Origin of the sequence: Novosphingopyxis baekryungensis DSM 16222 (assembly GCF_000420305.1) — a bacterium.
GTDB classification, from domain to species: Bacteria; Pseudomonadota; Alphaproteobacteria; order Sphingomonadales; family Sphingomonadaceae; genus Novosphingopyxis; species Novosphingopyxis baekryungensis.
In genome coordinates this window covers 575,449-589,478 of sequence record NZ_ATUR01000002.1, presented here as the reverse complement: position 1 = coordinate 589,478, position 14,030 = coordinate 575,449, and the positions used below count along the sequence as shown (strand labels likewise).

The 14,030-nt window shown below is 60.8% G+C and carries 8 protein-coding genes and 1 pseudogene; 2 read left to right on the top strand and 7 right to left on the bottom strand.

The genetic code is table 11. The annotated features are described in order from the left end of the window. Positions 1 to 162: 162 nt before the first annotated feature. Positions 163 to 846 (top strand): annotated as a pseudogene (locus G410_RS17110) (polysaccharide deacetylase family protein); the annotation flags it as partial. Positions 847 to 993: 147 nt separating this feature from the next. Here the strand turns inward: G410_RS17110 and G410_RS17615 are convergent. The 3 genes from G410_RS17615 to G410_RS15375 are packed head-to-tail and all read right to left on the bottom strand — an operon-like array spanning position 994 to position 3,592. Continuing rightward, a complete protein-coding gene (locus tag G410_RS17615; protein ID WP_425411240.1) occupies positions 994 to 1,125 on the bottom strand; it encodes a DUF2474 domain-containing protein in 132 nt (43 codons plus the stop codon). Continuing rightward, positions 1,122 to 2,129 (bottom strand): cytochrome d ubiquinol oxidase subunit II, encoded by a 1,008-nt coding sequence (cydB, locus tag G410_RS0102880; protein WP_022672160.1) that lies wholly within the window; start codon positions 2,127 to 2,129, stop codon positions 1,122 to 1,124. Before cydB ends, G410_RS17615 begins: the two co-directional genes overlap by 4 nt. Continuing rightward, entirely contained in the window at positions 2,126 to 3,592 is a 1,467-nt protein-coding gene (locus tag G410_RS15375; RefSeq protein ID WP_051137196.1) for a cytochrome ubiquinol oxidase subunit I, read from the bottom strand. The genes cydB and G410_RS15375 overlap by 4 nt, the downstream gene beginning before the upstream one ends. Before the next feature lie 419 nt (positions 3,593 to 4,011). Between G410_RS15375 and G410_RS0102865 the strand changes: the two genes are divergently transcribed. After that, complete coding sequence (locus tag G410_RS0102865; RefSeq protein ID WP_022672157.1) at positions 4,012 to 4,932, top strand: M14 family metallopeptidase; 921 nt, start codon at positions 4,012 to 4,014, stop codon at positions 4,930 to 4,932. Positions 4,933 to 5,360: 428 nt separating this feature from the next. Here G410_RS0102865 and G410_RS0102860 read toward each other — a convergent pair whose 3' ends face one another. The 4 genes from G410_RS0102860 to G410_RS0102845 form a co-directional block, all read right to left on the bottom strand. Next, complete coding sequence (locus G410_RS0102860) at positions 5,361 to 6,290, bottom strand: CE1 family esterase (protein ID WP_022672156.1); 930 nt, start codon at positions 6,288 to 6,290, stop codon at positions 5,361 to 5,363. Then, complete coding sequence (locus tag G410_RS0102855) at positions 6,287 to 9,424, bottom strand: discoidin domain-containing protein (RefSeq protein WP_022672155.1); 3,138 nt, start codon at positions 9,422 to 9,424, stop codon at positions 6,287 to 6,289. Before G410_RS0102855 ends, G410_RS0102860 begins: the two co-directional genes overlap by 4 nt. Next, positions 9,421 to 10,833, bottom strand: coding sequence for a glucoamylase family protein (locus G410_RS0102850; protein WP_028970988.1), 1,413 nt, complete (start codon positions 10,831 to 10,833; stop codon positions 9,421 to 9,423). Before G410_RS0102850 ends, G410_RS0102855 begins: the two co-directional genes overlap by 4 nt. Before the next feature lie 70 nt (positions 10,834 to 10,903). After that, positions 10,904 to 14,026 carry a TonB-dependent receptor gene (locus G410_RS0102845; RefSeq protein ID WP_051137172.1) on the bottom strand — a complete coding sequence of 1,041 codons (3,123 nt, stop codon included), beginning with the start codon at positions 14,024 to 14,026 and terminating at the stop codon, positions 10,904 to 10,906. Positions 14,027 to 14,030: the final 4 nt, after the last annotated feature.

Below are 14,030 nucleotides of genomic sequence, written 5' to 3'. Positions count from 1 at the left end.
GTCGATCGTCCCGATTATTCTTGGCCAGACGGTCGCCGCCTGGCGATTTATATCGGCGTCAATCATGAGGTCTTTTCCTTCGGCGAAGGTCTTGGGGCCACGCTCGCACCGTCCCAGACCGAGCCGGACGTGATGAACTAGGCCTGGCGCGATTATGGCAACCGCGTCGGCGCGTGGCGCTTCATGGAGCTGTTCGACCGTCTGGAGCTGAAGACCACCGCGCTGCTCAACAGCGCTGCAATCATGACATGTCCGGATCTTGCGCGGGCCTGCCGGGACCGGGGCGACGAGATCGCCGCGCACGGCCAGACCAATGCCGAGGCGCAGGGGCACATGACCGAGGATGCCGAACGCGCCATGATTGCGCGGACGCTGGATCATTTTGACCAACTCGGCGTTCGCCCGGCCGGCTGGCTCGGCCCATGGATATCGGAAAGCCACCAGACGCCCGATCTCCTGCAGGAAGCAGGCTTTCGCTATGTCCTCGACTGGGCGCATGACGATCAGCCGACGCGCATGGCCACGCGCAGCGGAACGGACATCCTGTCGATCCCCTATTCCCAGGAAATCAACGATATCCCCGCGATCATCGCCCGCAATCAGGAGGCGGCCACTTTTGCGGGCATGATCGAGGATGCGGTCATGCAGCTGCTGAGCGAATGCGAGCGGCGTCCGCTGGTGCTTGGCATTGCGCTGCACCCTTATGTGATGGGCCAGGCCCACCGCGCCCTGCATCTGGACCGCGTGCTGACAAGGCTTCGCGAGATGGACGATCCGCGCATCTGGTGGACCACCGCCGGCGCGATTGCCGACCATGTGGCCCGCAACAACCTGGCGCTAGGATGAGCCCCGCTTGCCCGGTGTGCCAATCCAGCTGCCGAGTCCTGCCTTGCTGTTCTTCACGACCGACGCAATTCGGCAGCTAGCCAACGATAACCCAGCGTGAGCGGTTCGGTTTTTAACGGACCGACGACGCGCGTCGCCATGGCGTGATCAGGGCAACAGCCAGCTACGCAGGAGCCAGGCGACAATCCCCAGGACAGCGATACTGCCGGCCCATATCGCTGCCAGCCAGGCAAGCCTTTGCCATAAAGGACGCGGCGTTTCCGGCGGCAGCGCGCTCAATGGTACCCCTCATGCCCCACTTTGCCGCGGAAGACCCAGTAGGTCCAGGCGGTGTAGCCGATGATCAATGGCATGGTGATGGCGACCCCGACGAGCATGAATATCTGGCTACGTTCGGGTGCGGCGGCATCCCAGATGGTAAGCGCCGGCGGCACGACATTGGGCCAGATCGTGACTCCCAGACCGGCCATGCCGAAGAAGAACATGCCGAGCGCCAGCCAGAACGGCTTGCTGTGCCGCTCGGTCGACAGCGCGCGAAGCAGCAGGAGCGCCACGATGCCCGTTGCGATCGGCACCGGCGCGGCAAAATATAATTCCGGCGCGGTTAGCCACCGGTCGGCATATTCCGGGTTGAGCAACAGATTGTACAGGCTGACCGACCCCATCAGCAGGATCGTCGCCCAGGCGGCTCCCTTGCCGAGCGACCGCGCGAGCGCCTGCCCCGCCCCGTCCAGCTTCCAGACGAGCCAGGTCGATCCAAGCAGCGCATAGCCGGCTACCGTGCCCAACCCAGTGAGCAGCGTATATGGGGTAAGCCAGTCGAACCAGCTGCCGGCATAAGCACGGTCAACCACGGTGACGCCTTGCAGCAGCGCCCCCAGCGTCATTCCCTGCGCCATCGCGGCGATGATCGATCCACCGGTGAAGGCGGCGTCCCACCAGCGGCGATGTCCCGGATCGCGCCACCGATATTCAAATGCCACGCCCCGGAACACAAGACCCAGCAGCATTGCTATGATCAGGGGATAGGTAGCGGGCAATATGACGGCATAGGCCAGTGGGAAGGCCGCAAACAGGCCGCCCCCGCCAAGCACCAGCCAGGTTTCATTGCCATCCCAGACCGGCGCGATGGAGTTCATCGCTCGGTCACGGTCCGGCCCGGCCTTGAACGCCGGGAACAGGATGCCGATGCCCAGATCGAAACCGTCCATCACGACATAGGCAAACACGGCAAAGGCGATGATAAAGGCCCAGACGGTCGTCAGATCGACATTGACGTTCATGACCGGTCTCCATCGTGCGGCTCGTCCGGATTGGCGATGGTATAACCATCGGCGTCGTTCGTGGGATTCTGGGTGAGCCCGGGGGTGATACCGGACGTTCTGATCGGCCCCTGATCGCCCCGCTTGACGCCCACCTCGTCCATTTGAGGAGATTTGCGCATCAGCTTGAAAATATAGGCGATGCCAGCGCCAAACACGACGAAGTAGATGACGATGAAGGCAATCAGCGAGGTCGCCACCGCCGGCGCGGCGAGCGGGCTGGCGGCATCGGCGGTTCTCAACATATTATAGACCACATAAGGTTGCCGCCCGACTTCGGTCGTTATCCAGCCGGCGATAACGGCCACGAACCCGGCCGGGGACAACAGCAAGGCGGCTCTGTGCAGCCACTGCCAATCATATAATTTGCCGCGAAACCGGGCCAGCAGGCTCCATAACCCTATGCCAAGCATGGCAAAACCCAGAGCAACCATGATGCGGAAAGACCAGAACACGATGCCGACGGGCGGCTCCTGATCGTCCGGAATCGTGTCCAGACCGGCCATGGGCGCATCGAGCGAATGCTTCAGGATCAACGATGACGCCTTGGGTATCTCGATGGCATAATCCACCCGCTTTTCGGCACTGTTCGGTATGCCGAACAGGATCAGCGGGGCCCCGTCGGGGTGGCTTTCGAAATGGCCTTCCATCGCCATGATCTTCTGCGGCTGATGTTCCAGCGTATTCAGTCCGTGCGCATCGCCCATGACGATCTGCGCTGGCACCACCAGGGCAGCCATCCACATGGCCATGGAAAACATCTTGCGGGCGTGCGGATTGGTGCGATCTTTCAGCAGGTGCCATGCGCCAACGCCGCCCACCACGAAGGCGGTGGTGATGTAGGCGGCCAGAACCGTGTGGACGAGGCGATAGGGAAAGCTTGGATTGAAGATGATCGCCAGCCAGCTATCGCCCGGCATGAACTGGCCGTTTGCCGCCATTTCGAACCCCGTGGGCGTCTGCATCCAGCTGTTGACCGACAAGATCCAGAATGCGGAAATGAACGTGCCCAGCGCCACCATCAGCGTGGCGAAGAAATGCAGCTTGCGACCGATCCGTTCCATCCCGAACAGCATCACGCCAAGAAAGCCCGCCTCCAGAAAGAAGGCCGTGAGCACTTCATAGGCCATCAGCGGGCCGACCACGGGCCCGGCTTTATCCGAAAAAACGGCCCAGTTGGTGCCGAACTGGTAACTCATCACGATGCCGGAGACGACGCCCATGGCAAAAGCGATCGCAAATATCTTGAGCCAGTATTTGAACAGATCGTGATAAAGAGGCTTGCCCGTGCGCAGCCACAATCCTTCCAGCACCGCCAGAAAGCTGGCCAAACCGATTGAAAAGGAAGGAAAAATAAAGTGAAAACTGACCGTGAAGCCGAATTGAATCCTTGCCAGGACCAAGGGATCTAATCCGTCGAACAGCACTGGGCATTTCCTTTATTGCAGGTCGATTTCGAAAAGGCGCTTGTTGCGGAATGCGACATTACATCGTGCCCCGCATTTTACCAAAGCATATAGGCGGCCAGCGTGCATGCCAACGAACTGCGCCCTGGTGGCTCCGCCCTTCATGTGCCCATTTCCGCTGCGCCGCTGTGGTTTATCATGACGACACGCAAAGAGCCGCACCTCCCACGGCAAAGGGAGAAGGCGATGATTGCGCGACAAGGCCCGTCGCTGGCTCTTGAATTGCTGTGCAATTCCGATCAGGCTGATAGCGAAACTGAATGTCGCATGCCGGCAAGGCACGGCCGCATCAGTGGCTTTGTGGACCATCAGAAGCCTGCCAGATATCCAGATTGGCTGACATGGCAGTCGGCCCAGGACCAGACAGTGAGAGCGATATGACAAGCCCCCGATTCTATCCCATCGGCACGCCCGGCAAAGCCTGGGGCGAGGCCGAGCTGGAACAATGGCGCGCAAGCCAGTCTCGGCAGCGCAGTTATGCCGACGATATTGTGCCCCGTATCAAAGACCTCTCCGGGCGCTTCGAGACATTCGCTTATGGTCAGCTTGACTATGATGGCGAACATTTCGACCTCTATGCCCTGCGCAACGGCAGCCCGGACGCTGCACTGCCAACCGCGCTCATCACCGGCGGCGTGCATGGATATGAAACCAGCGGCGTCATGGGCGTTCTGCAATTCCTTGAAACCCGTGCGGCCGATTATGCCGGAAAGGCAAATCTGCTGGTGGCGCCGTGCATCAGCCCATGGGCCTATGAACGGATCAATCGCTGGAATTACAACGCCATCGATCCCAATCGCAGCTTCCATCAGGACAGCCCTGCAACAGAATGTACCGCGCTGATGAAGATGGTGGCCGCGCAGCCCGGTTCGTTCCTGATGCATATCGACCTGCATGAGACCACGGATAGCGATGAAAGCGAGTTCCGGCCCGCATTGGCCGCGCGCGACGGTGAGGAATTTGTCCCCGGCTCCGTGCCCGATGGTTTCTATCTGGTCGACGACACCGATAATCCACAACCTGATTTCCAGCAGGCGATTATTGCGGGCGTGGAGCACGCCACGCACATCGCGCCGGCGGACGAGAATGGGAAGATCATCGGATCGCCCGTCGTCTCACATGGCGTGATCCGCTATCCGCAGGACACATATGCCATGTGCAGTTCCGTAACCGGCGCACGCTTCACCACGACCACCGAGGTGTACCCAGACAGCGAGCGCGCCACATCGCAAATATGCAATGATGCCCAAGTTGCCGCAATCTGCTCGGCATTGGACTTTGCGCTGGCGCAGACCTGAGAGAGTTTTTTCCGGAAGAATGGTGCGCAATTTACAGCGTTGCAGCCGGTAGATATTTATAGCCGTAACGTTGACCTTTTCAATTATTGCCAACTTGAAGCAATCTACTTCCATGCTATGACTTTATCGAAACGTTTTGCCTATAGCTTTCCCAGGCGCTTGACGCGTCAGATGAATTTACAGGAAATCTACAGGGATTGATGATTCGAAGGAAGGAGATGAACCACGCTACCAGCGTCGGCCTATCGAATTCCGCTCGAAGCTCTCGATTCCGCGCATTAGAACCGCCTAACTCAAGCACTGATACTCAACGCATCTTCCGGCGCCAGACGGATCACACGAGCTTAACGGGACGCAGCCTTGCCTGAGACGTAACAGCTGCGCGGTTCTTCACCGACGTGCTTACCGAAAGCGGTTAGCACCCGGCGTCACTTCCGGAGTGGTTCGCGCCGGTGCCGGGACAAAAATTGCCAGAGCGCTTCATTGTCGGCCACCCAGCTGTGACCGGCGTCGGTCGTCACACGCGCCTTGACCTCCGCGCCATTGGCGCAGCCGCCATAATATTCTTCATAGATGCGCGGTGCGATCCAGCTGGTAGTGGGTGCCTGCTTGCATCTGTTCAGAGCCGCCCAGCGCTGTTCGGCAGCATGCATGCCATAGCCCCAGCGTGCGCCAGCCCCACCGTTTATGGGATTGGTGCGGTCCATGGCGCCGGCAAAGGCGAGAATCGGCATGCTGTGATCGGGTTTGCAACTGTCCGGATCGGGCTGATCCGGATTGCTCATCGACTGCCGGCCGGCACGCAGCCCAACGACCGGTGCGATAGCTGCCAGCCGGTCCGATGCCACACAGCCAAGCCAGGACGCCATGCGTCCGCCACCCGACAGGCCGGTCGCGTAGATCCGCGCAGGATCGACGCAGCCCTGCGCCACCAGCCGGTCCATGGCCGCCTTGATGAACAGCACATCATCAGCGTCGGACGGTCCGGGAATCGCGCCGGTTACGGTCGGGACGCCGGGAATATTCCAGACAAAGCCCTCCCCTTCCGGGATGCCGCCATCAGGTGCGGCCAGCAGAAAACCATGCCGATCCGACGTAGCGGTCAAGCCGGACTCGCGCAGCATCGTGGCCCCGGTTGCGGTGCTGCCGTGGAGGAGAAACAGCAAGGGCAAGGGGCGGTTTCCGTCATAGCCAGCAGGCACATGCACCAGCATGGACCTTCCGCTATCGCTGATCGGCACGCTGACCGTCTGTCCGGACTCTCCAATGCTGCAGATGGCCGCCTGTGCCGGCTGGGCGAGCGAGAAGAAGGCCAGAATGGCGAGCAGCAGGTGCAGCGACCAAGCATGTCGCATCATGGTGTCTCCGAAGATTGCTTGATGTCAGCGGAGATGCGGATTGGCTTGCCTGTGGGCTTGATGGAAAGACCACCATCCGACCACCGTGCGGGCTTGCCATCCACCAAGGTTCGGCCCGGCTCGCCATCCAGTGGCCATCGCAGGACAAATCCGGCTTCAGGGTTGGCGCTGCCAGCAATGGTCGCCAACAACTTTCCCTTGTCCAAACGCATTGCCAGGTCGATGGTCCCGCTGCTGCTGTCGATACCGGACACCGCCATGCCGCCCGGCTCCAGCCAGTCGCGCGTCAATCCGCCTCCCAGGATGATCGCGCGATCGCTACCGCGCTCATAAGCGAACATATCCAGCGCGGCTCGGATGAAATCCGATGCAACCCACGCATGTGGCATGTCGCCGATGAAGCGGATTTCCCGCGGATTACGGCCCACCACTTCGGCCCAGCCATTCCAGGCGGCGGGCCGTCGATCGGCCATGTAATAGTCCAGCAACGCATTGGCCTCATCGCGCCGGCCAAGGCGGATGAAGGCGGACACATTGCGCAGCTCATAAGGAGTATAGTCGCTCCACGCTGTATCAGGGTCGCGGCGCGACATTACGCGCTTCCACTGCATATCGAAAGTTCTGGCCAGAAGCGCCGGATCCAGAGCCTCCAGCTCGCCAGCCGGATCGAGCGCTATGGTGGTGGATGTGGCGTCGAAATCGCCGAGGCTTGTCGCGCCGGGGATATAATCAATGTCAAAGCGCTCGGTCGCCGCCCGGATGGCATTCTGGATGTCCTGCGCAAACTCGTCGCGCTGCGCAGCAATCTGCTTCGCTTCGTGCAGGCCCAGTTGTTCGGCGGCAAAGGCGGCATCCTTATAGCCCGTAAGCGCCCAGAAATCATCCCACAGGCTATATTGCGGGGCGGCGCTATAGCCCTCATGACTGATCGACGGCGGCATCAGGCCATATCGCACGCGTTTGTCGCCGATCAGATTCTCGGCAGTTCGTTCGGACTGGCGCTGCATTTCCATATAGCTGAGGGCCGATGCGATGCGGGGCCAATCGCTGGCCAATTTGGCGCGGTCATGATCGTAACGATAGAGCTGCACCAGAAGATGGATATATTCCCCCTGCGCATCATTTTCTGGGACCGGGTCCGGACCGCGATAATCGACGCAGCAAGGTACTTTGCCGTTGTCGAAGAGCTTGCCGCCGTACCAATCGGCAAATTCGCGAGCAGGCGCAACGACACCCATTCGCAGCAGGCTGTCAGACATCATCGCGCCATCACGGATCCAGCTGCGGTTGTAGGAACGGGTACCCGGCTTGAGCTGGGGACCGTCCCGACTGATCAGCACATGCGCCAGCGCAGTCCGCAACGTGTCCGCCACCATATTCTTGGCCTCCGGCACATGCAGGGACAATTTATCCAGCTTGCTCGCCCAGATCGCCAACGTCTGGGCCCCTGCTTGAACGAAGGCGCCAAAATCCTTTGGGGCCTGCGCAGCCCCATGGGGAATGGCCATGGGGATATCGATTTCCTCGCCCGGTCCAAGCCGCGCTGACCAGCGTAGTGTGGCCGAGGCGAGGTCGTGCGGGTCCTTCACGCTGGTAGCATTGGCCAAGTCGCCAGGCTCCATCAGCGCGCCCCGGTCGAAGGGCGCCATGTGCACATCGCCCGGCTGCACCAGCGGAACAAGGCGCAGCGGTGGCGGAACGCTGCCTCTTGTCTGCTGCGCCGGCATTACCATCAGCTGATCCTGGTTCCATTCTATCGCAGCAATCGGGCTCACACCGCCCTGCTGGCTAAGAAACTGGGCTGGCGGATTGACCTGAAATGGTCGGACCCCAAGGAGCAGCTGGAGCGTCTGGGGACGATCGCTGTCGTTGACCAGTCGCCAACGCGCCAGCAGACGGTCGTCCGTTTCATCTGCCACCAATTGCGTTTCCAGATGCCAGCCCGGCCCCTGCCAGCGCACCGCAGGGATCGGCAAATAGCCCTTGGCCAGTGATTGCGACGTCTCGACATCGGCCCAGGTGAACAGTTTGCCGTCCGCCAACACATAAGGGACAATGGAAAAGCTGCCCTTGGCCGGCTCGATCGCCCCATCTTCATCGATAAGCGCGCTATTTCCCCCGCCATCCGTGCCTACAACGGTCCAATAAGGCTGTTCGGTAAAGCCGCGCGGGAAGATGCCTCTTGGCGCGGTGGCGGCCAGTGAGGCGATGAACCCGTTCAGATCTGGTGCCCAATTGGCCGGTTCTACCGAAAGCTCGCTCAAGGCTGCGTGCGGCGCGCCTTCCGGCAATGTCAGACGCAAAAATGCCGCTTCGCTGTCGGGGAGCGGAACGGGATCGCGACCGCCATCTCCGCCTGTCGCACGATAGCCCTCGCGCCAGCTTTTTCCATCGTCCGACAGCTGCACATTGTAGTCAGACGCGCCTTCACCGGGCGCCCATTGCAACTGAACGCCGCCCAGCAGTCTTTGCCCGCCCAGATCGATCAACAGCTGATCACCCCCTTTACCCCGCCATCGCGTAGCAGCGTCCCCATCCAGCACCTCGGGTGCACTTGCGCTGGGTGCAGCTGGCGGCGCCACCGGAGCCTTCGGCGTCAGGACCAGATCGTCCATTTCAATCCTGCCCTGCCCGCCATCGCGCCCGCGCACGATCACCACTTCCATCCTTGCTGTAGACGGCAGCGCTTTGTCGGCAGTTGGCCCCCAGGCAAAACTGATATCACGCGCGCGGATATGCAATGTCTGCCAGTCTGCGGTGGGGGTGAAATCCTTGCGCTGATACCACCAGACATTCTGGCCGCTCTCATCGACGAACTTGATCTGCAGATTATTGCTGCCACCCTGCCCGCGCAGTTTGAGAGCCAGCGCAAAATTGTCCGGAAAATCGATGGGCAATGCGCGATAGGCGTAGGCATACCCCGCAACCGCGCCGAAATCATAGTCGAGCACCATGGCGTGGCCCTCTACTCCGGCAACCTGGCTTATGACGGATGTCACGCCGTCGGACGCTGCAGCCTGCCAAGGCGTGAGAGTGTCGAAACTATCGAGCAGTTGAGGCGCGGATGGAGGCTGGGCTGGCGCCGTCGCACCGGCCAGCATGGTGGCGGCCAGCAGCAGCGGCGCGAGCTTCATGCGATCCAGCCTCCGCTGAACCCGGCGCGTGTCAGACCGCGGCGGATATGGGGCGACTGGCGCATCACATCCCAGATCATGCCACTGCGCTCATTTTCGATCATGCAGACAATCGGGCCCTGATCGATCCCGAGATAATCATCGTCCACCCAGCCGACACCCGGCACGATGCGCCCTTTGGAGATCGGCGCGTCTACGCCCGCCAATGTCGGGTTGAAGCTGTCGAGAAAGCCGTAGCGCTGATAGATGGACGATCCATAACGCGCGATCATGGCCGCTGCCGCCGGCTTCACGATTTCCGGTGCGAATGCGATCGAGCCGAGGGCCGCCGTCGGTGCGATGGTGCCGTCATCGCGTTCGTATGGCCCGCGTGCAGAATAGCCGCGAAACTCTCGCTCGCGCCCGTTCACGTCCAGCGTGAAATGACCCGGCCCGTCGCAGGCGGTAAGGCCCCAGATGTCCTGTCCGTATCCGCTCCATCCTTCCGGATTTTCGATTGCGTAGCGCTGCTGCGCCAGCGTGGCGCGGCGGCTGTTCTCGAAATAATCGATGCCCTTGGCGCGCATGAAGCTGTCCTGGATGCCTCTGAAGTCCACCCAGACATGGCTGTACTGATGGCCGAACAAGGGCGGAAATTGGATATGCGGCTGGCCGTGCTCAGTGGTCCAGTTCGCCTCGAACGCGCTGGTCCAGCGGTCCCAGGTCTCCGGCGGCAGCGGATGCGTGGGCGATCCCAGCGCCAGGACATAAAGCAGCAGGCTTTCGTTATAGCGGTTCCAGTCGCTCGGGATGAAGCCGCTTTCTGGTCGCCAGCCCATCGTCACGACCGGATCGTTCGGCGTGAACGCGGTCCATTCGACCGCGCCGTAAATCTGTTCGGCGAGCGCACGGATGCGGGCCTCTTCCGGATGGTCGCCGTCGAACCACTGCGCCGCGAATAGCACGCCGCCCAGCAATAAGGTGGTGTCGATGGTCGAAAGCTCGCTGTTCCGGAAGCGGTGGCCGGTCTTCATGTCGAGGAAGTGGTAGAAGAAGCCCTTATAGCCACTGGTGCCGCTTGGTGCGTCGCCCATCGGCGCGTTGGCGAAGAAGGTGAGCGTCGCCAGCGTCCGCTCGCGCGCCTGCGCACGGCTGATCCAGCCATGGATCACTCCGATGGGATAGGAAGTGAGTGCAAAGCCGACCGCGGCGATCGATGCGAAGCTTGGCGTCGGCCAGCGATCCGGTGCCAGGCCGGTCGTCGGATCGGTCGTCTCCCAGAAAAAGCGGAAGGTGCGTTCCTGAATATCATCGATCAGGTCCGCGCTGCCGACGGGCGGTGCGCCGATGCCTGCCATTGGTGCGCAGCCGCCTAGCAGACCTGCCAACGCCACACCGCCGGTTCCAAGAAGCGTGCGCCGGTCGATCATAGAAACACCTCGTTTATTTGTAACATTCGAAAGGCCGGGCGGCACCAAAGCGCCCGGCTTTTCGATCCGATCAGAAGCTGAAACCAGCCGACACTTTCAGCGTGCGCGGCGGGCTGCTGACGCCGTAACCGACGCGCTCACCGAAGACGGTAGGTGACGTTGGAATACGGGTGTTGTCCCCAGGACTTCCGTTGAAACTGCTGTAGTTGCGATCGTTGAACGCATTGATCACGTCCGCGCGCAGCCGCACTTTCGCGCCATCGTACAGGAACGGCAGGCTGATATATTTGGTCACTGCAAAGTCGAACTGGCGGCGGCCCCAACGATCGCCGTTCGGCTCGACTTCGGTGCCGATCAATCGCCGCTCGAACGGTACGGCAAAACCGAGCAGGTTCTTGATATAAATAGGCGACTGATAGGTGAACTTGCCCGAGAGCGTCACGCCGATCGGCACGTCCACGCTGCCCGCCATCACGATGCGATGCCGCGGCACGCCGGACGAACGAAGCACTGGATAATCGTCGATCGACGGGAAATCGAGCGAGAAGGTTTCGCCGAATGACCGGTTTTCGGTCGCGTCGGTGTAGGTGTAGGTCGCGTCCAGGCTCCAGGGAGAAACCAGCGTGTAGCGCTTGGTGAACTTCACATAGCCGGAGTCCGATGTGGTCTCCAGGCCGTTGGTGCCAAGCAGGATCGATCCATAGCCGGGAGGTGCGAAGCCGAAGGGCGACGACGGCGTATCGGTGGTGCTGTTCGGATTGTCGAAGAAGAACGAACCGTCCGTACGCCGGTTGCCGAGCAGATAAGCAAAGCCGTCCCTGCTCTCGACATGGTTGTAACCGACTTCCAGATTGAAGCCCTGGAACCGCCCGCGCACGCCCAGGCTGAACTGATCGGCGTAAGGCACTTTCAGATCATTATTAATGAAGCGCAGTTCGCGACCCCCGCCCGGAGAGCTGTTCGCGAGTTGCTGACGGCCTTCGGGCGTCAGATAGATCGGATTGAACGGAATGCAGGTAATGCTGGGATTGCAATTCGCATTCGGGATGGAGTTGTTGCCCTGAAAATTGAACGTGCGCACCTGGAACGAACCCACGCTGATTTCCTGCTGTAAGAAGTCGAACTGGTTGCGATCGTAAGAGCGGCCATACCCCCCGAACAGGGTGAAACGCCCCGCATCGTCGAACTGCCAATCGAAGCCCAAACGCGGCTGGAACGCGCCGGCGAACGCTTTGCGCTGCGTGCCATCCGTGATGTAATCGTTGATATTGTAATTGGCGTTCTGAAGGTTCGGATAGTTCCCTAATGAAACGGCATCGATATTTTCCTGCGGCGTCACGAAATCCAGGAACGCCGGAGTCCGCTCATAATCCCAGCGCAGGCCGAGGAACAGCGTGAGGCGCGAAGTGACCTGCCATTCGTCCTGCGCGTAGAGGCCGAGCTGGAAGTTGTCCGATTCCACCACCGAATTGCCCGGCCCCGACGACGCACCGAACTGAACGCGGTACGGAATCTGGTCATTGAAACCCGTCTGGCTGAACAGATTGACGTCGTAGGTATAAAGCGGATTGAAGAAGTTCTGCTGCAATGTGTTCAGCTTCACCCAAGCTGTCTTGAAACCGACCTTGAAAGTATGGTTGTCGAAGCCGGTATAGGTAAAATCGTTCTGAACCGTGGTGCCCTTCTGGCCCTTGTCCTGAAAGTTCGTGCCCCCGCCGATACGCAGCAGATCGAACTGGTTGAAGGTGGTGGCCCCGGTGTTCGACGTGCCCTGAACGGTTGCGCGGAAAACCTGCCCGATTTCGAAGTTCTGCGGCTGCGGCGACCAGGAGACGTCCGCATAGCTGACGCGCAGATCGTTGATCCAGTTGTCTGCCGTGTGCTGCCAGCGACCGAGCAAGCGCAGTTCGTCCACTTCGGTAAGCGTCTGTGTTTCCTGAACCGCAACGCCGCCGCCTCCGCTGCGGCCGGTCTCATCGCGATATTTTGCGGTGACCTCGAACAGATCGCTGGTCGTGGGAACAAGGTCGATCTTGCCGAAATAGAGGTTCTCGTCGAACTCCGAATTGAACAGGCCGAAGCCGTCCTGATATTGCTGCGGCAGGGCGGAGGGCAGAATGCCGCCACCGGGAAACACTTCGACCGGGCGCTGGATGCGCTTGCCTTCGTAGCTGACGAAGAAGTGCATCAGATCCTTGACGATCGGGCCGCCAAGGGCGCCGCCGAACTGCATCGTTTTGGTCTGCACCTTGTCCTGCTTGTTGAAGATTTCCGTGGGAAACTTCTGGCGCAGATTCTGGTCGGTGTAATCGAAGAATCCTTCACCATGGAATTCATTGGTACCGGACTTGGTGACCGCGGTGATCGCGACGGAACTCACCTGATCGAACTCCGCCTGATAGTTGGAGCTGATCACGCGATATTCGCCGACTGCGAGCTGCGGGAACGGGTTGCCTTCCGAACTGTCCTGCCCGGTAATGCCGTTCTTCAGGACGAAGTCCTTCTGACTGACACCGTCGATGAAGACGTTGACCGTGCGGCTGTCCTGCGCCCCGCCCTGAATGCGCGACTGGCCAGATGTGGCGCCCTCGATGAACTGCACGCCCGGTGCGAGATCGGCGAAGGCCAGGAAGTTACGGTTGTTCTGCGGCAACTGCTCGATCAGCCGCTGGCTGACGTCGGTGCCCACTTCACCGCCCTGCAGCGAGACGATACGGTTCGCCGTCACCACGATCTCATTGCCGGTCGCGACGCCCTGGTCGGCCGCCGCCTGGCCCGCCGGTGCGCCGGGCAGCGGTGTAACAGGCTCGGCCGTGCCCACGCTCGCGGTGTTTGTTAGATCCAGATCGAGCGCAGCATTCTGACCCACGGTCAGCTGGAAACTGTCGGTGCTGCGCGTGCCGTTGGTCAGCGCGATTTCCAGCCGGTAATAGGCCGGACGCAAGGAAGCGAAGGAGTAGCTGCCGTCCGATGCTACCTCCGACGTGCGACGATAGCCGGTGTTCACGTCGATCGCGGTGACCTGCACTGGCGCATTGTCCGCTGGCGCCGTGATCGTACCGCGCAGCGAAGCGGATTCCTGCGCATAAGCCGGAGCGCTGAGCAGGACGGCTGTCGAAGCCGTAGCCAGCAGCGCCGCCATGCGGGTCAATCGTGCGCGCGCCGGGCGCGTTGCCTTGAAACGAATAGTCATATGT